This window comes from Bacillus cereus ATCC 14579, from assembly GCF_000007825.1.
In the GTDB taxonomy this organism is placed as follows: domain Bacteria; phylum Bacillota; class Bacilli; order Bacillales; family Bacillaceae_G; genus Bacillus_A; species Bacillus_A cereus.
In genome coordinates this window covers 3,264,649-3,286,166 of record NC_004722.1, presented here as the reverse complement: position 1 = coordinate 3,286,166, position 21,518 = coordinate 3,264,649, and the positions used below count along the sequence as shown (strand labels likewise).

Here is a 21,518-nt window from a genome sequence, read left to right as displayed (position 1 = left end):
TTATGTGGTATAGTATCAAAAAAGATACTATTGTTAAGGGAAGGGATTTATTATGGATTGTCCAAACGAAAATAATATAAATTACCCATTTTTAAATAAATATTCTTGTCCAGTTGAAGCTATGGTTGAGGTGATTGGAGGGAAATGGAAAGGGGTAATTTTGTATCATTTATTAGATGGTACAAAGCGCTTTAATGAATTAAAAAGATTAAAACCAAATATCACACAAAGAATGTTAACGCTGCAGCTGAGAGAACTTGAAGCTGATGGCATTATACATCGTGAAGTATACCGTGAAGTGCCACCTAAAGTTGAATATTCGTTAACTGAGCTTGGTGAATCACTACGTCCAGTGATTCTATTAATGATGGAATGGGCAACTCATAATATGGAGAAGGTTTTGGAGAATAGGAATACGAAAAATAATAATTAAGAGTTGAAATTGTTATAGAAGAAATAAAAGGTGCTTTCATACATGAAAACACCTTTTATTTCTATATTTTTTACTTTTTAACTTCAACTGCTGAAGTTGGAAAGTTATTTAAGTTTGCAGTTTGACCATACCAATCAGCATGTTTAAAAACAACACCTTTTCCATATCCGTCAGTTGAAGTACGTTCCCATAGTGTTGTTGAATAGCTAGCAGTAGGAGCTGCTGTACGTACAGAAACAATTTGATTTTGCCAACTAGCAGACAAGTTTTTATAACCACTACTTAGAGAAAAATACTCGCTACCTTGATTTGTGCGTTTATAGAAGTCTGTACTACCAGGTCCGCTTCCTCCAACACCAAGGGGAGTGATTGAATTGTTCAACCTTTGTTTATCTTTTTCAATAAAAGACTCTAAACTTTCTTTGCTCGAAAATCCATAAGATAACCAGTCTCCATTTTGATTTTGTTTCGGTAGAACTAACGTTATTTTTATGTCTTCCTTTGATGGAGCACTCAATTTGTTAAACGAATCAACAGTCTTTTCATCTACAGTTACATATTCGAAAGAGGAAATCGTATAATCTTTTTCGGTACTAGCTGATACTGATCCCAGTCCTCCAGTTAACGACGAAACAGTTAATAATGCACCTGCTACCAACTTTTTCAGCATGGATTCATCTCCTTAAAACTTAGATTTTTTACATAACTAAAATGTATGTTAATTTGAATGTTTTATAAATATTTAGAAATTTATAAAAATTAAACAGAATATTCTTTTATTATTCTGAAGTAAGGAGAGTAATTAAAAATGAAAAAAGGTTTACTTAAAAAGTAAACCCTTTTTGCTGACCTATTTCAAAACTCAATGGATGAAAGTTTCATTTTATCCATCTATGAATCATACACTTCTTTTGCATTCGTAGAAGCAGCATCTAATAAAAGGAAAATGGCTGCTATCATATGTAGAAAGATGTCTATATAAGGAAAGAAGGCAACTAGAGTAACGATAATACCGATATAATGAGGGTACGTATTCATGCCTTCTTTTTTAGCTAATAAAATAGTAGTGATATGAAAAACAATCAATAGTAGTAAAGGTAACCCATATAGGTTAACAAGACTTGGAAATACATAATAACAAGGAAGTAATAAAAGATGATAGATCCCTGTAGTCCACTTTAGTAATTGGATGTAGGTTTTCAAAGTTAATCCTCCTAAAATAATTCATATCTATATATTACCAAAAATAATAGGTAATTGGATATTGTTTATTTGTATTTTTAATAGATTATAATAATTTTATGTAAACTAATTGTTAGGTATCTATAAAATAGAAAAACCACCCAAACGAGGGTGGTTCGTATTATAAATACCTACTTAAAGAAGAAATCGGAACCTTCACCTCACTACCTTCCTTCATATTCCGCAACACAACAGTGTTTGTACTAAGTTCGTCTTCCCCAATAATAAGCACATAAGGGATATTTTCTTTATTGGCATAATTAAGGGCGCGTTTTAATTTGCGTCCTGCTAGTTCAAGTTCGACTTTTAAGGAAGTGGTAGAACGTAATTGCTGGGCGATTTGTAAGCATTGTAATTCTGTTCCGAGCGGGATGATAAATACATCCGCTGTAGATGATATCGTTTCTTTCTGTGATAGTGCTGTATAAATAACGTCTAAACCGAATGAAATACCGACTGTTGGATAGTTCATGTTATCACCACGGAATGCTCCGATAATGTTATCGTAACGGCCGCCGCTACCGATGCTAGATGTAATCGATCTATCTTTTAAAAAGATTTCATATACAGTACCTGTATACATTGTGAGTCCTCGCGCTAAAAACGGGTTGAATATCGTATTTTCATTTATTCCAAGGGCGATTAAATATTGCTGTAATTGTTGTAATTCGTTTACTCCATCGGCAACGAGTGGATTATTGAAAGCTTCTTTAAAGTCAGCGATAGTAAGCTTTAGACAAGATAATACGGTATTACATATCGTATCAGCCATTTCTTCAGAAATCCCGCGCTCTAATACATCTTTTCGTACACCATCAATCCCAATCTTTTCGATTTTATCTAATGACAAAATGACGTCACTCGTTAACTCAGTAGGGATGTTAATAGACTCGAGAATACCGTTTAATAATTTTCGGTTATTATATTGGATCGTTATCTCTAAGTTTAACGTTCGGAACAGCTCAAACGCCATAGCCATAAGTTCAGCTTCTGCCATGACAGACTCAACACCGACGATATCAACGTCGCATTGTATAAATTCACGAAATCTTCCTTGTTTAATTGGCCCATCTCGAAATACTTTCCCAATCTCATAACGTTTAAAAGGGAGGCGGAGGTTCGGATTCATTGCCACAACCTTTGCGAATGGAATAGTTAAATCGTATCGTAAGGCGAGCTCACGTTTTCCTTGATCCTGAAGTGTATATATTTCTTTTAATATTTCATCGCCACCGCCGTACTTGTAAGACATAAGCTCATACATATTTAACGTCGGCGTTTCTAAAGGTTTGCATCCGTATCGTTCAAACGTATCTTCACAAGCTCTTTTAATTTTATTTCGCAGCACTTGCTCCTCTGGTAAATAGTCTTTCGTTCCTTTTACATTTCTCATTTCCATCATAATCACTCCTTTTTCAAATTAAAAAAAGCTATGCAGGTATAAAAATACCCACATAGCTTTATGAACGCTTCGTGGGTCAACAGGAAAAGCCCTGTACCCACGAAGAAAAATTTTTCTTCGGATACACGGCGTTACGTTTGATGATGAAGTTGGAAAGAAGTATTAAAATTTAGCATTGCAAATCTCTCCTTAACGTAAGTTTTTCCAAATTATATCAGATGATTTTTGAATTATCAATATTTTTAGTTTTGAAATATACGTGAAGTTATGTAGGAGAAATGGAAAAGGGTGTATAATAAAACTTAATAATATGAAATAACCTTTTAAGGAGATCACTATGAAAAAAGATAAAACAAATGCGATGCGAATATTAGATAAAGAAAAAATTGAATATTCGATGATGTCATATGATCCAGACGATGGGAAAATTGATGGCGTATCAGTAGCCGAGAAAATTGGACGAGAAGTGAGAGAAGTATATAAAACGTTAATCGCTCAAGGGAATAGTAAAAATTATCATGTGTTTATTATTCCGGTAGATGAGGAACTAAATTTAAAAGCTGCCGCAAAAGCAGTAAGTGAAAAGAAAATTGAAATGATTCCTGTAAAAGATATTACGAAAGTGTCAGGATATATTCGTGGTGGTTGTTCACCAGTCGGAATGAAGAAGTTATTTTCTACATGTATTGATGAAAGTGCCCAATCACTTGAAACGATGATAGTAAGTGGCGGGAAAATTGGTATACAAATTGAGCTTAAAGTAGATGACTTGGCGAAAGTGACGAGAGCGCAGTTTGGAGAGGTAACGAAGTAAATATACATAGGAAAAGAAGTTCTAGTTTTATCCCGCTATTTGCCGGGCAGTAAGACCCTCATCTCAAATTTCAGCGGAAGCAAAGAAATTAGGTGGGGATCAACTGCCCGTAAAAGCCCGATTGGTGAGGGCTGATTAAAGTTTCACTTTATTGAATTTAGATAATAATTTATAGGATAGTTAGTCCGTTATGGGGCTGATTATCCTATTTTATTTACAAACTGGATAAAGATTGAATGTTTAGTTTGATATAGGCATGTAATCTGAATTGTTTGTTTGGCTTTGGGAGAAGGTAAAACCTCGATGCAAGAACTTGAAATAAACAAGCAGGGTTTATTCTTAAAGATAGACAAAGAACAGGAGAGTGTTTTAATGAGGAGTCAAGAAATATCCATAAGAAAGCACAAATTGGGGGATGCCAGTATTTTTAGAAAAAACAAGCTAATAGTATGCAAGATTTTATACAGTTTTTTGGCTAATCCAGTAACAAACAAGAGCACTAAAACCACGTTAGGATAGGAATGTATATAATATGTATAGATTCATAGAACTAAAAAAGGGTTCACTTGTGAGAGCAGGGTTGTCCTTTTTCCTCGCTAACGCTAATGATGGGTTATGTTAACCTCATATGTATAGAATATACAGTTAACTAAAAATGAAAAGTTTACAATTAAAAATGAACAATAAAAAACAGTAATGTAAAATCACTACTGTTTTTTATTGTTTCTTATAAGTGAATCATTTGTACTCCTGTCTATATAATTTAAACGAATAAATAGCTCCAATAAAGGTTTCTTCGGCTTCCCGTAACATATCATAAATTTTCATCGGACCGTCGTAATTTTTGCCGCGGGGTAAAATATTGCTAGCTAAATATAATTGTGCATCTTGATTTTCTAGCCCAGGTTGCTCATATCCATGAGTAGGATATTCAGCTGAAACTTGCATGTCCATTAATTGCTGAAGTGTGGCATTACCGAACGGTGTGTTTTTTAATTCTTTTATGTAAGTGTCAGCTGTTTTCTCTAAATCGATACGATTCTCTTCAGCCAGAGATTGTATAATTGCCCCGGTAAAGACTTTTGCTAATGATGCCATACCATGAGGTTCATTCTGTTTATACCCATTGAAATATCGTTCGTAAACAAGTTGTCCATTATGTACAACGACAAAAGCATCTGTTTTGTTATCATCTAAAAGTTTTTTTAGAGGAGTTGTATTTCCGAATCTACGCTCCACAGCAAAATCGTCTAAGTTTTGCAATGCGGAAGGGAAGTGAGCAATTTGGTCAGGATTGTTTTTTACGTCATTAACTAAAGTGAATTCTTTCATATGGGTATATGACCAACGTAAGTAAGGGTCATTTAACCAGTTTTCTTTTGTCACATTATGTTTTGGTGGGGTCGTTTTATTTTGTTTGAAGTAAGTAAACCCAAGCCCTGTAATTACAAATATGAATGTTAGTATAAGTAAGAGTAGGGGAGATTTTTTTAGTTTCATATATGGCCCTCCTTTTTATTTCTACTATAAGTATACGTTCGTCTTGAAAGAAATACAAAATAAGGAAAGTAAACGGGGAAGTTTACTTTCCTTATTAACGTTAAGCGGAAATTTTTCCGTCTGTAGGTTGTTTCTTGAATTTTTGTTTTCGTCCGTGTAATCCATAATATAAAAGTAAAGTGAACGCAACGATAATAGCTGCGATAAAATACATATTATGATAACTGGATTTCGCTGCGACAATACCTAAAATGAAAGAACCAAAACCAATACCACTATCAAAGAATGAGAAATACGTAGCTGTCGCAGAACCACGTCTATGGTTTGGAGCGGCAGAAATCGCAATCGTTTGGAAACTCGGAATTAATGTCCCGTAACCTAAACCGATTAGCATACCTGCGCCAAGGAACCAAAATGAAGTTTGGGCTTGGCTTAATATGAACATTCCGATTGTGAAAATAATGATAGCAGGGTAAACGAGTACATTTTCACCGAAGCGATCAAAAATCTTTCCTGTAAATGGACGAGAAATGACAACAACAAGTGCGTATAAAATAAAGAAGTAACTTGCAATTTCACTTAAACCGAGTTCTTTCGCATAAATAGGAATAAAGGATAAAATACCACTATAAGAAAAGGCTAAAACAAATCCTGTAAGTGCAATCGGAATAGAAGATGGTTCGATTAAGTCTTTCCATTTCATTTTTTCACGTTTTTGTTTGCTAACAGGTGCTTCGTGCGGAATATCTACAAGTAGTCCTAATAAAAATGCAAGTAATGAAAATACGGAACAAACGATAAATAATACAGTAAACGAAAAATGAGAAATAATTGTTAAACCTAAAAAAGGACCAATTACCATCGGCAGACTCATAAATACGCCGAAATATGCAAGCGCTTCGCCTCGTCGATGAGCTGGCGCAACATCAGTTACAATCGTACCAGTAGCTGTCGTTGCCATCCCGAACCCAATACCGTGCAAGAAGCGAAGGGCAAGTAATAAGAATAAACTTTGCGCACCGAAATACATAACAGTAGCGGCTAAAAATAATGAAAGTGAAATAAATAATATTTTCTTTCTTCCTAAATCATCGAGCCATTTTCCTGTGAATGGTCTACATAAAACAGAAGAAATAAGAAACACAGTTGCAACTAAACCAATTTCCTCAGGTTTTCCTTTTAGGCCGTCTATGACATAGACAGGCAGAGTAGTCATAAGCATGTAAAATGTTAAGAAAAGAAATAGACTACTAAAACAAGTTCCGAGGAAATCCTTCGTCCAAAGTTTCTCACTTTGCATCGTCATCCCTCCAATTTAATCTAAATTTTTAATAATTTGTTGTAACACTTGAAATGCTTGATGTAAATCATCTTCATTAATACCTTCTAGCGTTTTTTCTTCGAAAGTATCAACTTCTTCTTGCCATACTGGAATCATCTTTATCGCTGTTTCGGATAAAGAAATGAGCTTCTCGCGGCGATCTTTACCTTCTGTACGAATAATCCATCCCATCGTTTCCATACGTGTTAACGTACGAGTCATCGTTGGTGATTCAACATTTAAATACTGGCACAATTCTGTTTGCGTACAAGAACCAGTTTGATTAATGCGGAAAATAACAGCCCATTGCGCACTAAATAACCCTGTTGGAGATACACGTTCATTAAATTTCTTCGTAAACTTTCGAGAAGTCTGGCTGACGATGTGAAAAAAATGTTGTTTTTCGTCCATGTATTTTGATCCTTTCAAATTAGTTACCTAGCTAACTATATACTTTTTTATAATAATTGTCTAGTAATAGACATGTTGATTTATGTAAAAAATTCTTATAGGTTTTATGTTGCGAACGTATATTCTACGTGCTATTCTTTAATTAAGTAAAGAATTTTCTTTCTATTAAATAGAATGGGGGAACTTGTGATGATTAAGCCTGCAACAATGGAGTTTGTTTCACTATCGAACGGAGAAACGATTGCATATCAGGAAGTTGGAAGGCGAAATACAGATATTCTTGTACTCATTCACGGGAACATGACATCGTCACAACATTGGGATTTAGTTATTGAAAAGTTGCAAGATCAATACCATATTTACGCTCTTGATTTAAGAGGGTTTGGACAATCAACGTATAATCAGTCGATAGATTCATTACAAGACTTTGCAGACGATGTAAAATTATTTATTGACGAGTTAAAGCTAGAGAAATTTTCATTAATGGGCTGGTCAATGGGTGGTGGCGTTGCGATGCAATTTACAGCGAATCACCCAACTTTTGTAGAAAAGTTAATTTTAGTAGAATCAGTAGGAATGAAAGGATACCCAATCTTTAAAAAAGATACGAATGGGCAGCCGATTGTATCAAGTTTAGTAAAGACGAAAGAAGAAATTGCGCAAGATCCAGTACAAATCGCTCCAGTATTAGATGCGATAAAAAATATGAACAAACTATATTACCGTACAGTATGGAATCTATTAATATATACACATAATCAACCTGAACCGGATCGTTATGAAAAGTATTTAGATGATATGTTAACGCAACGTAATTTCGTAGATGTGAATTATGCGCTCATTACATTTAATATTTCAGATGAACATAATGGGGTTGTAGAGGGAAGTAAACAAATTCATCGTATTAAAGCGCCAACACTCGTCATACAAGGTGATAGAGATTATGTCGTACCGCAAGTAGTCGGTGAGGAATTAGCGAAACATTTGCCAAATGCAGAGTTGAAGGTATTAGAAGATTGCGGACACTCGCCGTTTATTGATTGTTTAGATATATTTATAAAACATGTAGAGGATTGGTTAGAACAGAAATAATCCCCGAAATGAGAAGTGTTGCATATACTATAACATTTGTATGTATAAGGGGAGATTATCAATGCATAAACCATCCTTAATCGCTTATTCGCCATATAATCATCATATCTATACAAAAATAATGATAGATCCGATGTATATGCAAGTTTCACCAGCTGTAGTTCCTTTACAAATGCAGCAGCCACTAACAGCTCATATGCAACATTACTTATATGGACCTTCATTTTATGAAAATCCATATTTTAAACACTTTCATTACAATGTGAAAGCGCAAGTTTGGGAAGGATAAGATAACAAGCTAAAAGGTTCATTCTTTTAGCTTGTTTTTTATTGCGAATATTCGTACACGCATTTGAAGAAACAGTTTATAATGAAAAGTGGAAGCATGAGAAGGAGAGGGACAGAGGATGTCAATGCGTTTTACTTTTTGGATTATGGTTGGGATTGTAGCAATCTCGGGTTTGTCACAAGGAATGCTCTTACCGGCCATTGCAATGATTTTTGAACAAGAAGGGGTTAGTTCAAGTATTAATGGTATTCATGCGACGGCATTGTACATTGGGATATTAGTTATTTCGCCGTTTCTTGAAAAACCGATGCAAAGGTTTGGAATGAAGCCGATTATTGTTATAGGTGGGTTTCTCGTTATTATTTCATTATTCTTTTTTACACAAACATTTTCATTTTGGGTATGGTTTATCCTTAGATTTCTAGTTGGAGTTGGAGATCATATGCTTCATGTCGGAACACAAACATGGATCACGACGACATCAGACCCAAGTAAAATAGGGAGACAAGTATCGATATACGGTGTATTCTTCGGAATTGGTTTTGCCGTTGGTCCGTATTTAGCAAGCACTGTGCAGTACGGTCTTGCAACGCCATTTATTATATCTACTATACTTTGTTTAATAGGTTGGCTTTTACTACTTCCAACAAAAAATGCATTCCCAGCGCAAGATGAAAGAGAAGTGAAGAGTGAATCATCATTTTCTCGTTATAAACAAGTTGTTGGATTAGGATGGATTGCACTGCTAGGACCACTTGCATATGGTGTACTTGAAGCAATGCTAAACAGTAACTTACCAGTATACGCACTTCGTAAAGGGTGGTCTGTTTCAGATGTATCCTTCTTATTACCAGCATTTGCAGTTGGGGGTATTATTACACAAATTCCGCTCGGTATATTGAGTGATAAATACGGAAGGGACCGTATTTTAACGTGGACGTTTAGCATAAGTACGGGCATTTTTCTACTTGCCGCCGTATTTGATCAATATTACTGGATCGTCTTTGCCTGCATGCTTTTAGCGGGTATGGTTATTGGATCGTGCTTCTCTTTAGGGCTTGGATTTATGACTGATTTATTACCGAGACACTTACTACCAGCAGGTAATATATTATCCGGAATCGCTTTTAGTTTAGGAAGTATTATGGGACCTGTATTAGGCGGCGTATTTATAGAAAAAATACAGTATACAAGCTTTTTTATTGCGGTTATGATTATAATGGGAATTCTCGCAATGTTATATATGGTCTACATGAAAAATCAATTCGCATCAAGAAAAATAGAAAGTAGGTTAGGGCATGACAAAACAACCTAATAAAAAGAAATTTGAAGTACTTGAAAATGAAACAATTACAGACTGCTTAGCACGTATGGAACAAGAAGGCTACGCTCCGTCTCGTCGTATGGAAGAGCCAATCTTTCATGAAGTAAAGAAAGACGGCAAAACAGTAGTTGAGCCGTGCGGTAGGAAGATTGTTTTTGAAGGGAAATTGAAGTAATCCAATAACAAATTCTCTTTATAGTATAGAGCCATCCAATAGTTGGGTGGCTTGTTTTTTTATTAATCAATGAAGGAATTGAATAGAATGAATCTCTCGTTCATTTCTCCTAATTGCCTTCTTTATATGGGGCAAAAGATTGCTACTTTTTTCGTATATTGGTAAAATAAGTTCTTGGGTCTTACTTATTGTTATCGGTATAATGTTTGTCGCTTGAATGAAAGAAATTAGTTGCAAAAATTTCGCACTATGTAAAGGGGTACAGCAACGATCCCTTTTTTGGGAGGCACCTTAAACATAAAGCGAGAGAAGAGGCTATATGAACGATTCTCCTATCTTGTTTAAATATTAAACGAGTTACTGCAATTGGAACAGGTATATCAAACTAGTCGACATCCTGATGGATCATCTTTTTCTAGTAATCTATCACTTCTGATGGAATCGATAGATTGCTAGAAAGCGGAAAATAATTATTAGTATATTCCGAAGCAGGTGTAACAGAGTGTCCTTCCATAATTAAGGGTAAAACCAAAATACGTTGTTGTAAAGAATGATTTGTTAGAACTAGTTATAAGGAATAAAACAGAAAAGAGGATCACATGTTAGATACTTTACAGAGAAGTAAAAAGTTTTTTTTAGTATGTCTTATTTTTTTAGTGCTTTTAACCGCTTGTGGTAATACTGATGTTAAGACATCTAAAGCTTCATTACCACCGGCTGAATCCAATATAGATACATCATTAAAAGCACCAAATTGGGTAGATAAAAGTCCTATCCAACAGTCTCCTAATTTTACGGAAGATAAAAAAGTACAATCGGTTGTGAATTTAATAGCAACGGGTGATAATTTATATCATGACGCAGTAATTAAAGATGGCAAACAAAAAGACGGTTCATATGATTATAATTATATTTATGAAAATATCAAAAAAGCTGTTAAATCAAGTGATCTTGCTATCGTGAACCAGGAGACTCCGATTGCCGGAAATAATTTAAAAGTACAAGGATATCCGACTTTCAATACACCTGAAGAAGTAGGCCAATCTTTAGTGGACACTGGATTCAATATAGTGACGCAAGCGACAAATCACGCTATGGATATGGGTATTAAAGGTGTTGCGAATACAAGAGAATACTGGAAGAAATATCCGGATGTTATCCCGGTAGGTATTAATGAGAGTCAAAACGAGCGTAATGAAATAAAAACGATTACAAAAAATGGTATTCGTTTTGCGTTACTCAATTATACATATGGTACGAATGGAATTAAAATTCCAGCTGATAAGTCTTGGGCTTTAAATTTAATTGATAAAAAAGCGATACAAAATGATGTGGAAAAGGCGAAGAATAGCTCTGATATGGTGATTGTTATGGTGCATTGGGGAGTAGAATATACCTCAACACCTTCAAAGCAACAAAAAGAAGTTGCTCAATATTTAACAGATTTAGGTGTAGATGTAGTAATTGGAAATCATCCACATGTAATTCAACCAATTGAGTGGAAACAAAATAAAGATGGACATGAAACGCTAATCTATTATTCTCTTGGAAATCTTATTTCTGCGCAAGAAAAATTAGAAACATTAGTTGGAGGATTATCTTATGTACAATTTGTTAAGTATGAAGATAAAACTTTTGGTATACGACAAGCGGCAATCGTACCGACAGTAACCGACTATGCCGATGGTAAGAAACAATTTAAAATTCAATTTTTAAAAGATTATTCGGATGAAAATTCTAAAAAACATGGAATTAAAAAATTTGTCGGCCCCGTTTCTTTGAAGGATTTCAAGGAGATTCCTAGAGACGTGTTGGGAAATTGGTATAAAGACTAATAAACAAAAAGGGAATGAGATACAATTAAAAAATTTATAATTTTAGCATTGGTATTAGCAATGGGATGGAGTCTGGCTGCTTGTAGTGGAAAGCAAACATCTCAGGCAACTACTAATAATAACGATAAAAATAAAAATGAAATACATGCGAAGAAAAAAGATGTTTTACCTATCTCTGATGTTAATGATTGGAGAATTATCCTTGTAAATAGAGAGCATATGTTATCAAAGGAACTAGGAATTGAATTAACAAGTATCACTCAAAATGCGAAGCCAAATATGAAAATAGATAGTAGAATTGCAACTTCCTATCAGGATATGGTAGCAGCTGCAAAAAAAGAGGGAATCAATCTTTATTTAAGATCAGGTTATCGAGCTATAAAATTACAACAAACTTATTATGATGCTTCAGTTAAAAGCTATAAATCTCAAGGTTTGTCGGATAAAGAGGCTAGTGCTAAGGCATTGGAATATCTTCAGTATCCTGGTGCAAGTGAACATCATACTGGATTAGCGTTAGACATTATTTCAGTTGAATGGCAGAATACTGTAGAAGATTTAAATGCAAAATTTGAAACTACCGATGCATTCAAATGGTTAGATAAGAACGCTGCAGAATATGGATTTACTCTCCGCTATCCAAAAGATAAAGAGAATATTACTGGCATTAAGTATGAGCCATGGCACTATCGTTATGTAGGGAAAGAAGTTGCTGTTTATCTAAAAGAAAAAGGGTTAACTTTAGAAGAATATAACGAAAAAATTAAGTCTGGTAAGTAAAAATATGCTTTAATTTTATTAAACATTATGCATTGCTACAAGAAAAGGTGAATCTGAGGATGTGTTAACCTTCCGCCTAGTATTGTAAAAACTGAGTATGATAATTTGAGCACGTATGAACCAGTTATCGTGTAAAAAGATGTATGTATTAAGAAATTAAAGTTAAGGATCTGATATTCATATCAGATCCTTTTTCTATTGTTCTTTTAAGCGCGACTGAGCCAAAATATTGGAATGAATATAGAAATAAAACAGCCTAAGGAATAGTATAACGAATCAGGGAGCCTACTCGTACGCTTCATTGGGATTATCCAGAAATAGTTGTTGATGAAATAAGAAAGAACTGGTCTTACTCTCAAGCAAGGATTTAATACGAATGAATTGGATAAAAGGTAGTAATAAAAAACACTGCGCCTGGCAGTGTTTTTTATTATTTCTGCACATAAATACATAGTCATATTGATTAAAGTTTCACTTTATTGAAGAAAAATGCGAAAGCCATTCATAAAATATGGAAATGTTAAAATCCCTTTGATAAAATAGCAATATGTAAAAATAATTATTTGTTAATTCTTAATGTAATGAATATTCATGTTTAAATATACGAATTTAACTACATAGTTATTGTGCTAAAGGGGGAGAAAGATGTTAGATGAATTATACAATGCTTTTTTAAATGCGTCTGGTTTTACAGAAAGTGCGAGGAAACGAGATCGGTATGATGATTTACATGATTATTTAAAAGATAAAGAAAGAGAGTTAAAGCAATTCATTCAAGAGGCTGAATCAGCGAAGAGAGAGTATGAGAGTAAAAGTAATGGCTTAGAAGCTAATAAAATTCCGGCAGTTGAATTTGAACAAAAACGTCATGAAAAGGATGAAGACTTAAATACAGTATTATCCTATTTTAAAAGTGCATTAAGCGATGTTGGATCTGCAAAAAGTACAGCTTATGCAAAGTATTTGGAATATAAAGCGAAAGCAGAATCAGAGAAAGCGTCAGCATACGCTGCAGCGACCAAGGCTTTTGAAGAAAAGAAAAAGGAATTTGAAAAACTTATCCATTAAGCATACAAAGAATGGAGGGAACCAACATGAGTGGTAAAGAGGTTGAAATTATAGGAAGTAACACTGCAAGTGCCATTTCTTACGCACAAAACATTGAAAATGGTATGAAGGATTCTTTAAACCAAGCGAAAGACTTAAAAGCATATGTCACAGGTGCGAAATGGAATGGAAAAACGAGAGATGCATTTTTAAGTTATCTTGATTTAATCATTCAATATAATTCAGAAATGGTAGAGGCATTTGAAGGACATACGAAAGCTTTGAAAGAGTTAGATAAAAGCATTCAAACGTACGGAGATAAATCGGAAGTAAGGGCGATAAAACAAGTGTGATGGAGAAACGAGGGATAAAAGAATGGGGAAAGAAATGAGTTTTGCACCTGCTGAATTATATGTTCTCGCAGGTGCAGCTGGGGTTACCGATATATTTGGATTGCCAAACCGTGACGCAATTATTTTACTTGATGCAGAATGTGTCACGAAAGCAACTACGAGTTTAAAAGAAAAAGGCCTACTTACAAGTGAAAATGGAATTACCCCTGCAGCTTTTCAAATAATTGAACTATTAAAGGAATATGAAAGTTGTCATGAATACACGAGAATGAATAATGTATTAATTGGCTTTTTGAAAGAGGATAAAGACCGAGTGGCTGTATTAACGGAAATAGAACCAAATAAAAAATACGAGATCGACTACATACCAAAGCCAGACGTATATTTTTCCTTATTAACACGCATCCCTTTCTTATTGAGAGAACCGAGGGAAATAGAAGATACATTTTTCTCAAAGAGAATGACAGAAGAAGAACAACAAACATTTGAGGAAAAAGATTTATCAAATAAAAACGTTATAGCGATAGAAACGTATACGAGGCCTCGAAGTAATAGAGGAGGAAAATGGGAATGTTTCTTATATTTCACTGAAGGAGAAGATTTCGTTCAAATAGATGTAGATCGTAATCAATATGACTGGGTGAGCCTCTATGCGGTTAATAAGAAATTGTATGACGTGTTAAAAATGCCATATAAAAAGTTAATTGACCCGAGACAATTCTCGTTAGGAGGTATTCAATAATGCAAGTATCAATGGGAGATAGTGGTTCTGGTGGTGGAGAAGAAGTATTAGTTAATTTTCAAGAACTACTAGATATAGTAATGAAGTTAGAAAATATATATAAAATCCATGTAGACGTCATTGGAACGAATATTGAGAGTTTATTAAGCTGTGATTTTTATCAAAAAGGTGAAGCGATGAGAGTAATTGAAAAATATCCTGATATATTACACAAAACACTAGAATTGGCTGAACACTATTCTAGGTCAGCGACAGTTGTAGGAAATGTATGTGTAGAAATGCTTGAAAAGGACGAACAATTACGTGAAATATTAAGTAAGTTGTAGAAATCACCATACGGCTGGGGGGATGAAAACGAGATGGATGTGAAATATAGACCTGAACCATGGCAAAACATGGGGGATGGTATGAATCGAATTACAAAAGATGCACTCATGAAATTACGGGAAGCAAATGAATCATTAAAAAGAATTGATGGAAGAATACGAGATTTAGACTCGGATGGTAGTATACATTTTAATCCTAAAGATCAATCGCAAAAAATCGGGGAATTACTTGATAGCTATTCGACATTACAAAAATATTGCGGAGAAGCAGGTCGATTAGTCTCTGAACATATAGATAAACCTTTTTTAGTAGAAATGGATAAATTCGCTCAAAAAATGAGAGATACATCTATTCTCAGTTTTGAAACAAATAACCGAATTGGCTCTACAACAACGACAGTATTACCAGGTGCGCATGCGGGCTACGGAAGTGTACCACAAACAATACAGAAGAAGAAAGATAAAATAACAGTAGAAGATATTTTTAAAGATTCACCTGCATTTGATAACGTACTGAGAGCGGAGTACGAAGAACTAAAAAAACAAAATCCAGATGCAAAATTAAATTATGAAGAATACAAGAAAGTGGTCCCATCCACACGAGGATTTGAATACAAATCGATAGAAGATGAACAGAAAAAACTAGAAATGGTGCGAGACATAGGAATAGGCGTAGGAATCATCATCACAACAATCCTTTGTCCACCACTCGGGGCCGCTGCCGCAGTAGTATACGGCGCTGTACAAATAAAAAGTGGTATCGACGGAGAAGACTGGGGAACACACCGGAAATTGAGCCAAGAAGAGCGGGTAGGAAACATCATTTTTGGCGGATTAGATGCAATCCCAGTTGTTGGAGCGGTAGGAAAAGGAGTAAAAGCATTCAAAGGGACGAGTGAATTAGCTGATTTAGCCAAATTATTAAAATTCAAAGAAGGAATGCCTGGTTTTAATCCAAATTTGGGTAAAAATGTGGTACAATCGCTTAAGGAAAATAAGACTTTAAAAAATGCACTAGATGCTATGAAAAATACTCCTATTCCAGTAGCAGTTAGGATGGTGGATACTGGAATAGGAATGAAGCTTCCTTATATAGAATCTTCAACTGTTGGAGAAGTAGCTGGAAAGTTTTCAAAGGCAAGTACGGCAGCTAAGGATGACGCTTATCAACTTGCTAAGGGTAGTGGTGGTAGTAACGCAAACCCAAACAAAATTAAACTAACCCCGGAGAGAGAAAAATACTATCGAATAAAAATAGATGAAGCCAAAGCACGGGGGGATTATAAGGAAGCAGATAACATTAGGTATAATCGTCATTGTGAAGAAACAAAAGAGCCTTTAGAACGTAAAGAGTGGGATGTTAAGCGTGAAAATTTAAAGAAAAGTCAAGAGCGTGGAAGAGAAGAAGAAATAAAAGGAAGAAAAGCTTTGGGAGAACACCTAAATCGTACATTAGAGGACAATAACTCTGGCAAGGTTGTTACGTATACATCCAGTGAAGGGCATCTTACGCGTCCAGATAGTATAGGTCGTAATGCTAAGGATGAAATCGATTTAGTTCATGATCACAAACACAAAATAAGTGACAAAGAACACGTTATTCATAATGACAGCCAAATGCGAGCTGAAAGAGAGATGCTCGAAGATAAAAATGGAAGTCATATTGTGACAATATCAAGCGATAAACCCGATTTGAATGGGATTCCTCCTCATCCAAGACCAAGTGGGCCTTTAGCGAAAGAGAGTGACATTTTCTATACTGATCCAAATAGTGGTAAAGTGACACATAAGTGGGGGGCGCACCCAGATATCCCTGGTGGAGGTATATGGATAAAAATATAGATAAGTATGTAACTTTACTTTTTAGTATTAAGGGGGATTTAAATGAAACCTAATTATTTTACAATTGCAATGTATCCTACAGTATCGATTAATCAGGAAGAGATACTAGGTCGTCTTTTGAGCGTGTTTGATTCGAATGAAAAATTTGCTCCTACTCATTGGGGTAACAGTGAAACTGTACGGGTAGAATATAATCGTGAGGAAATTCTTGAAAAGGTGATTTTGGAACGTAAAGTATCAGAAGTACATTTGTATCGTGATAAAGCAGTGCACTATAGAGGAAGCTTTAAAGTTAACTGGAGTCATAGGTCATATCTTGAGTTTGAGTTTCATAAATCAATACCTAAAAGTTTATGGTCTGCTTTTTTTGAGTTATCCGATCAAATCGCAGAAATTGTAAAACCACGTTTTGGGGTGTCGCAAATCTTTTGGAAAGCGTCTTATCCATGGAATACAGAACGTGAACGGTTACATATGTGGATGAATATGTCTGCCTTACCTATACCGGTAAGGTTTCTTCCTAACGGTCCTTTGGGGGTAGGCGCTAAAACATATTTGAGTGGTCATATTTTAGACATGTTTGATAAGGAATTATTACTAAATAGCCCAGCTGTCGTATCAGAGCTGGATTGGGGTGGGATTTGTATAGACCTTTTACAAAATCCATTAGAAGCCGATATAGATATGTTACTTGATAGTTGGTTACATGTAATGAAATACTTAGAACCAGCTCAAGTAATGGCCATGCCAAGTTTTCATGAAAGTCGAATGGTTGTAACTTATTCTCCAAATGTTGCTTGGAAGGAGTATCTGGAAAGTTAAATGAAAGGAATTTGTAATCATGGATGAGAAAAATAATGATAGAATAAGAGTCATGGAAATATTAAATAGATCTCAATACAATGATGAAACTATAGATGGGCTAGATATGAGCAATTTAGATCTTACTTTTTCAGATTTGTCAGAGGTGATGGCAGAGGGTATCATGGCAAAACAAGTCCATTTAAGAGCTTCTTCACTAATGAGAGCATCTTTTTTTGATTGTGATTTTGAGTTTGCTGATTTCAGGAGCTGTAATTTAGAGGAAATACATATTGCAGATTGTAGGTTTGGCGAAGCGGATTTTTCTAAAGCGAATATGAAATATGCAAAGATAAATATAAGTAGTTGTTTTGAAACATGTTTTGATGAAGTTGATTTTTCATATGGAGAATTAGTTGGAACGATATTAAATCATGCTACTTTTCGACGAGCAAATTTATATAAAATAGATGCAAAACAGGCCGACTGTACGGGAACAAAATTCAGCAACGCGAATCTTACAGAAGGTAACTTTGAAAAAGCATATTTAGAAGATGCTAATTAATCAGAAGTAAACGCTAGAAATGCAGATTTTACTGACGCAGATTTAACGGGAGCGACCCTTTTAAATGGTGATTTTACGGGCGCGAATTTTACCGGTGCTAAACTTGACAATGTAGTTTGGACAGGAGCAAAGGTAGAAGGAGCCAAATTTGATGAAAATGTGAAGGAACAAATCTTAAAAATGATTTAAATATGATGGGGATTATATACATTTGAGCACTCGAAAACCTATTATTGGTAGCGAGTGCTTTTTTCTTAGAGATATTAGAGATTGATAAATAAGTGAAAATCAATATAGATTATTTTTAAGGATTGTTAGATAGATTAAGTCGTGAAAATTATATAATTGAAAATACATTAGCAAAAGTTGCGGACTCCGTATCCCCAATCTTTAAAGGTGTAGAAATACTGCCAGATGGAAGTGTCGTTAGATCTGGAACGAATTATAGCGGGAAATTCCAAGAAGCCCATGATGCCTCAAAGGCGAGTATTCAGAGTAGGATTTCGAATTTGGAGAGTGGAGGGGTTAAGGGTACGGGTGAAAATCCAGAAATAGTGAAATTTACAGAGGAACAATTATCTACTAAACCCTTATATTCTAGAGATCCTGAAAAATGGCAGAAAAAAGGTGGGAAAATCGAAATTAGTGAGGAAGGAATATGGACTTATATTGATTGGGAGATTCCTCCAAATCGAGTTTCTTATCCTGGAGGTTTTCCCGACTTTAAATCTGCTGGGTTGGTAAGACAAGAAGTTCCGATAGGTGAATTTAATAGATATGACATTGATTTTGCTAAAGCTGATGAATTAGCTCCAAATGGACCAAAATTAGATGAAAACACATGGCACCATCATCAAGATTTAACAACAATGCAAGAAGTTAGTAAAGAGATGCATAGAAGATTTCGACATATGGGTGGAATGTCATTAGCTAAGAAGTTAAAAGATTAAATAGGAGTGAAATAAATGAATTTAAATGCTTTTGGTAAAGCAACTGAAGAATCAATTGAAGAATTAGAAGAGTTTTTAGGATTTTTACTTCCGGAAGATTATAAAAAATTTTTAAGTGAATATAACGGAGGTACTTCGAAAGTTAGGTATAGTAAATTTTTTGTTAAAGAATTAAATCAGGAAATCCCTTTAGATGTTTTGTATGGTATAGGTGTAAAAAAAACTTTTGATTTAAGTGAATGCTATGAAGAGTTTGAAGAAGATATGTTACCGACCAGTTTAATCATAGGAGATGATCCGAGTTCAGGGTTAATTGTACTTATTACAGATACTGAAAACCATGGTGTATATTATTGGGATCATTCTTTTTATTTTCCACAGTCTAGTGAAGAAGAAAATACGTATAAAATAGCTGATAGCTTTAAGGATTTTATTAATGGATTGAAGAATCCTTAATTACCAACTTTTATATGTTGTAATTAATAATTTAAGATATTAAGCAAATATACGAAATGGATTACAGTAACTTTATAAATGCTAAAACTATACTTTATACATGAGAATGCTAAAAAATGTGGTACTTGGTTAAAGATAACAATCATATATGTAGATGAATAGAAAATAAAGTGTATTTGCAGTGGAAAAAAAGTAGGCTATTAAAAAGTGCATACTTCAAAACACATGGAATGCATATTAAACTAACGAACTGATAGAAACTCGTAAGTTTTAATGTAGTAGTTGTCATGACATATAAAAGGTGTCGTACTGTTACTAAAAAACTTACAGATTTATGCTATTTAAAAATACATGAACTTAAAGCACTTGATTGTCTCCGAAAGGCAACGAGTGCTTTTTTATTAGATAGACATGCTATAAATTTTTAGAAATTATTTTTTATGAATTCAGGCTAACATAAATTATTAGTATTATATAATTGAAAATACATTAGCAAAAGGTGTGGACTCCGTAACCCCATTCGTTAAAGGTGTAGAAATAATGCCAGATGGAAGTGTCGTTAGATCTGGAACGAACTATAGCGGAAAATTCCAAGAAGCCCATGATGCCTCAAAGGCGAGTATTCAGAGTAGGGTCTCGAATTTGGAGAGTGGTGGGGTTAAGGGTACGGGTAATAGAGAGGCTGAAGTTCCACCAGCCTTCAAGCAAGAGGAATTTGCCAGTACATATGAATCAAGATTCAAGCAAACACCCGCAGAAACGAATTCAAATGTCGTTTTTGAAGGGGTTAGAGGTGAGTCTTTATGTACCCTAAAACCACCACCAGATCCTACGTTACAGAAAATCTTAAATGAAGCTGGTATTAATGGAATTGAGTATAAAAATGGAGTTCCTGATTTTTCACCAGTAGCAAAGGCACAGTTGGAAATCGATTATATGCTAGGTGGAAAAGGGGCTAAAGGAAATACTGCTAGAGATTATAATTTTAAGCAAGCAAATGAAAGGTTAGCAGATCAGCTTAATAATTCACCAGAATTGGCAAACCAATTTGGAATGGAAGCTGGTGGAATTACGGCAAAAGATATAGAAAAATACCGAGTGAAAAATAAATTAACATGGCATGAGTTAAATGATGGAGTTACTATACAACTTGTGCCAACAGAAATAAACGCCAAATTTGGACACCTTGGTGGAGTTGGTGAAATAAACGCAGGAGCTTTTGAACCTGGAGGATTTGCAAATAAATAATAAGGAGATTATAAAATGACAATAAATGATAAAGTTTTTGGAGAACTTGATTATCAGTATACATGGGTAGGATACAGAACCATAAAGTTTTTAGGAAAGGACACGGAGATAGCATTATTAATTGGAGGAGAAGATGATGGTAAATTTGATGAAGGTCAATATGTGGCATACAATTCATTAATGGATAATTGGGAGAAAATCCAACATAACATATTACAACCACTTTTAAATTATTATAAACAAAAAAGGCATGAGCTTGGTTATGATGTTGCATTTAATGAAGATTATCCATTAATTGAAACAGTTGATCAATTAATAGAACATATAACATTAGTAGGTATTTCTGTTCCGTATGATTTCCTTCGTGATGGACGTGATGTAGGGATCTCGTTTGATTGTTCATGGGATGAGGAAAATGGTTTAGGAATTCGTCTTATAAATGAAAGGGTAGATGAAGTAGGTTATCAAGATGTCGCTATTTAAAATGGGCTGTTAAAAAGTACAGATTAATGATGGTTGTATCATCATGGAGTGCAATGAAAGAACAGAAAACAAAGTACGAGCTTAGGT

General features: G+C 34.6%; 23 protein-coding genes and 2 pseudogenes. 19 read left to right on the top strand and 6 right to left on the bottom strand.

Annotated features, from left to right (window positions below):
- The first annotated feature begins 52 nt into the window (after positions 1-52).
- Positions 53-433: a winged helix-turn-helix transcriptional regulator gene (locus BC_RS16580; RefSeq protein ID WP_000340579.1), complete on the top strand. Its 381-nt coding sequence runs from the start codon at positions 53-55 to the stop codon at positions 431-433.
- A 70-nt stretch (positions 434-503) separates the two neighbouring features.
- Here the strand turns inward: BC_RS16580 and BC_RS16575 are convergent, their stop codons facing one another.
- The 3 genes from BC_RS16575 to BC_RS16565 form a co-directional block, all read right to left on the bottom strand.
- Complete coding sequence (locus BC_RS16575; RefSeq protein WP_000914420.1) at positions 504-1,103, bottom strand: hypothetical protein; 600 nt, start codon at positions 1,101-1,103, stop codon at positions 504-506.
- A gap of 221 nt (positions 1,104-1,324) precedes the next feature.
- The gene (locus BC_RS16570) at positions 1,325-1,636 is read right to left on the bottom strand and encodes a hypothetical protein (protein ID WP_000860726.1); all 312 of its coding nucleotides are present in this window, start codon (positions 1,634-1,636) and stop codon (positions 1,325-1,327) included.
- Positions 1,637-1,796: 160 nt separating this feature from the next.
- Positions 1,797-3,074 carry a histidine--tRNA ligase gene (locus tag BC_RS16565; RefSeq protein WP_000425988.1) on the bottom strand — a complete coding sequence of 426 codons (1,278 nt, stop codon included), beginning with the start codon at positions 3,072-3,074 and terminating at the stop codon, positions 1,797-1,799.
- A 340-nt stretch (positions 3,075-3,414) separates the two neighbouring features.
- Between BC_RS16565 and ybaK the strand changes: the two genes are divergently transcribed.
- Positions 3,415-3,891 (top strand): Cys-tRNA(Pro) deacylase, encoded by a 477-nt coding sequence (ybaK, locus tag BC_RS16560; protein WP_000710860.1) that lies wholly within the window; start codon positions 3,415-3,417, stop codon positions 3,889-3,891.
- Positions 3,892-4,680: 789 nt separating this feature from the next.
- On the opposite strand, the pseudogene BC_RS16555 reads toward ybaK, so the two are convergent.
- From BC_RS16555 to BC_RS16545, 3 genes and pseudogenes are all read right to left on the bottom strand, one after another.
- A pseudogene (locus BC_RS16555) lies at positions 4,681-5,391 on the bottom strand (serine hydrolase); the annotation flags it as partial.
- A 100-nt stretch (positions 5,392-5,491) separates the two neighbouring features.
- Positions 5,492-6,691, bottom strand: a complete 1,200-nt coding sequence (locus tag BC_RS16550) for an MFS transporter (protein WP_001190318.1) — start codon at positions 6,689-6,691, stop codon at positions 5,492-5,494.
- A 15-nt stretch (positions 6,692-6,706) separates the two neighbouring features.
- A complete protein-coding gene (locus BC_RS16545; protein WP_000343680.1) occupies positions 6,707-7,123 on the bottom strand; it encodes a MarR family winged helix-turn-helix transcriptional regulator in 417 nt (138 codons plus the stop codon).
- A 189-nt stretch (positions 7,124-7,312) separates the two neighbouring features.
- Here BC_RS16545 and phaZ point away from each other — a divergent pair, with 189 nt between their 5' ends.
- The 17 genes and pseudogenes from phaZ (at position 7,313) to BC_RS16460 (ending at position 21,431) form a co-directional block, all read left to right on the top strand.
- A complete protein-coding gene (gene phaZ, locus BC_RS16540) occupies positions 7,313-8,215 on the top strand; it encodes an intracellular short-chain-length polyhydroxyalkanoate depolymerase (protein WP_000594876.1) in 903 nt (300 codons plus the stop codon).
- A gap of 61 nt (positions 8,216-8,276) precedes the next feature.
- Positions 8,277-8,504: a hypothetical protein gene (locus BC_RS16535; protein ID WP_000549500.1), complete on the top strand. Its 228-nt coding sequence runs from the start codon at positions 8,277-8,279 to the stop codon at positions 8,502-8,504.
- A 118-nt stretch (positions 8,505-8,622) separates the two neighbouring features.
- Positions 8,623-9,819, top strand: a complete 1,197-nt coding sequence (locus BC_RS16530) for an MFS transporter (protein ID WP_000062798.1) — start codon at positions 8,623-8,625, stop codon at positions 9,817-9,819.
- A complete protein-coding gene (locus tag BC_RS16525; RefSeq protein WP_000166303.1) occupies positions 9,803-10,003 on the top strand; it encodes an NETI motif-containing protein in 201 nt (66 codons plus the stop codon). The genes BC_RS16530 and BC_RS16525 overlap by 17 nt, the downstream gene beginning before the upstream one ends.
- A 599-nt stretch (positions 10,004-10,602) precedes the next feature.
- On the top strand, positions 10,603-11,838 hold the full coding sequence (locus BC_RS16520; protein WP_000887601.1) for a CapA family protein: 1,236 nt from the start codon (positions 10,603-10,605) through the stop codon (positions 11,836-11,838).
- 48 nt (positions 11,839-11,886) lie between these two features.
- Positions 11,887-12,618 carry a M15 family metallopeptidase gene (locus tag BC_RS16515; RefSeq protein WP_000241986.1) on the top strand — a complete coding sequence of 244 codons (732 nt, stop codon included), beginning with the start codon at positions 11,887-11,889 and terminating at the stop codon, positions 12,616-12,618.
- 645 nt (positions 12,619-13,263) lie between these two features.
- On the top strand, positions 13,264-13,686 hold the full coding sequence (locus BC_RS16510) for a hypothetical protein (RefSeq protein WP_000883465.1): 423 nt from the start codon (positions 13,264-13,266) through the stop codon (positions 13,684-13,686).
- Positions 13,687-13,712: 26 nt separating this feature from the next.
- Positions 13,713-14,018 carry a WXG100 family type VII secretion target gene (locus BC_RS16505; protein ID WP_000014536.1) on the top strand — a complete coding sequence of 102 codons (306 nt, stop codon included), beginning with the start codon at positions 13,713-13,715 and terminating at the stop codon, positions 14,016-14,018.
- Positions 14,019-14,040: 22 nt separating this feature from the next.
- Entirely contained in the window at positions 14,041-14,760 is a 720-nt protein-coding gene (locus tag BC_RS16500) for a DUF5081 family protein (protein WP_000514124.1), read from the top strand.
- Positions 14,760-15,086, top strand: coding sequence for a hypothetical protein (locus tag BC_RS16495; RefSeq protein ID WP_001198201.1), 327 nt, complete (start codon positions 14,760-14,762; stop codon positions 15,084-15,086). The genes BC_RS16500 and BC_RS16495 overlap by 1 nt, the downstream gene beginning before the upstream one ends.
- 33 nt (positions 15,087-15,119) lie before the next feature.
- On the top strand, positions 15,120-16,928 hold the full coding sequence (locus BC_RS16490) for a hypothetical protein (RefSeq protein WP_000382737.1): 1,809 nt from the start codon (positions 15,120-15,122) through the stop codon (positions 16,926-16,928).
- A 42-nt stretch (positions 16,929-16,970) separates the two neighbouring features.
- Positions 16,971-17,750 carry a hypothetical protein gene (locus tag BC_RS16485; RefSeq protein WP_000804110.1) on the top strand — a complete coding sequence of 260 codons (780 nt, stop codon included), beginning with the start codon at positions 16,971-16,973 and terminating at the stop codon, positions 17,748-17,750.
- 19 nt (positions 17,751-17,769) lie between these two features.
- Positions 17,770-18,483 (top strand): annotated as a pseudogene (locus tag BC_RS16480) (pentapeptide repeat-containing protein).
- A 122-nt stretch (positions 18,484-18,605) separates the two neighbouring features.
- Entirely contained in the window at positions 18,606-19,244 is a 639-nt protein-coding gene (locus BC_RS16475; RefSeq protein ID WP_000887069.1) for an HNH endonuclease, read from the top strand.
- A 15-nt stretch (positions 19,245-19,259) separates the two neighbouring features.
- Positions 19,260-19,700, top strand: coding sequence for an SMI1/KNR4 family protein (locus BC_RS16470; RefSeq protein ID WP_001052204.1), 441 nt, complete (start codon positions 19,260-19,262; stop codon positions 19,698-19,700).
- Positions 19,701-20,240: 540 nt separating this feature from the next.
- Complete coding sequence (locus tag BC_RS16465) at positions 20,241-20,948, top strand: HNH endonuclease (RefSeq protein WP_001112758.1); 708 nt, start codon at positions 20,241-20,243, stop codon at positions 20,946-20,948.
- A 15-nt stretch (positions 20,949-20,963) separates the two neighbouring features.
- The gene (locus BC_RS16460) at positions 20,964-21,431 is read left to right on the top strand and encodes a DUF6985 domain-containing protein (protein ID WP_000154327.1); all 468 of its coding nucleotides are present in this window, start codon (positions 20,964-20,966) and stop codon (positions 21,429-21,431) included.
- Positions 21,432-21,518: the final 87 nt, after the last annotated feature.

Bases quoted from the DNA above. Each gene is read 5' to 3' on its own strand.
- BC_RS16580 (WP_000340579.1), top strand. From the start codon at position 53: ATGGATTGTCCAAACGAAAATAATATAAATTACCCATTTTTAAATAAA.
- BC_RS16575 (WP_000914420.1), bottom strand. From the start codon at position 1,103: ATGCTGAAAAAGTTGGTAGCAGGTGCATTATTAACTGTTTCGTCGTTA.
- BC_RS16565 (WP_000425988.1), bottom strand. From the start codon at position 3,074: ATGGAAATGAGAAATGTAAAAGGAACGAAAGACTATTTACCAGAGGAG.
- ybaK (WP_000710860.1), top strand. From the start codon at position 3,415: ATGAAAAAAGATAAAACAAATGCGATGCGAATATTAGATAAAGAAAAA.
- BC_RS16550 (WP_001190318.1), bottom strand. From the start codon at position 6,691: ATGCAAAGTGAGAAACTTTGGACGAAGGATTTCCTCGGAACTTGTTTT.
- BC_RS16545 (WP_000343680.1), bottom strand. From the start codon at position 7,123: ATGGACGAAAAACAACATTTTTTTCACATCGTCAGCCAGACTTCTCGA.
- phaZ (WP_000594876.1), top strand. From the start codon at position 7,313: ATGATTAAGCCTGCAACAATGGAGTTTGTTTCACTATCGAACGGAGAA.
- BC_RS16535 (WP_000549500.1), top strand. From the start codon at position 8,277: ATGCATAAACCATCCTTAATCGCTTATTCGCCATATAATCATCATATC.
- BC_RS16530 (WP_000062798.1), top strand. From the start codon at position 8,623: ATGTCAATGCGTTTTACTTTTTGGATTATGGTTGGGATTGTAGCAATC.
- BC_RS16525 (WP_000166303.1), top strand. From the start codon at position 9,803: ATGACAAAACAACCTAATAAAAAGAAATTTGAAGTACTTGAAAATGAA.
- BC_RS16520 (WP_000887601.1), top strand. From the start codon at position 10,603: ATGTTAGATACTTTACAGAGAAGTAAAAAGTTTTTTTTAGTATGTCTT.
- BC_RS16510 (WP_000883465.1), top strand. From the start codon at position 13,264: ATGTTAGATGAATTATACAATGCTTTTTTAAATGCGTCTGGTTTTACA.
- BC_RS16505 (WP_000014536.1), top strand. From the start codon at position 13,713: ATGAGTGGTAAAGAGGTTGAAATTATAGGAAGTAACACTGCAAGTGCC.
- BC_RS16500 (WP_000514124.1), top strand. From the start codon at position 14,041: ATGGGGAAAGAAATGAGTTTTGCACCTGCTGAATTATATGTTCTCGCA.
- BC_RS16495 (WP_001198201.1), top strand. From the start codon at position 14,760: ATGCAAGTATCAATGGGAGATAGTGGTTCTGGTGGTGGAGAAGAAGTA.
- BC_RS16490 (WP_000382737.1), top strand. From the start codon at position 15,120: ATGGATGTGAAATATAGACCTGAACCATGGCAAAACATGGGGGATGGT.
- BC_RS16485 (WP_000804110.1), top strand. From the start codon at position 16,971: ATGAAACCTAATTATTTTACAATTGCAATGTATCCTACAGTATCGATT.
- BC_RS16470 (WP_001052204.1), top strand. From the start codon at position 19,260: ATGAATTTAAATGCTTTTGGTAAAGCAACTGAAGAATCAATTGAAGAA.
- BC_RS16465 (WP_001112758.1), top strand. From the start codon at position 20,241: ATGCCAGATGGAAGTGTCGTTAGATCTGGAACGAACTATAGCGGAAAA.
- BC_RS16460 (WP_000154327.1), top strand. From the start codon at position 20,964: ATGACAATAAATGATAAAGTTTTTGGAGAACTTGATTATCAGTATACA.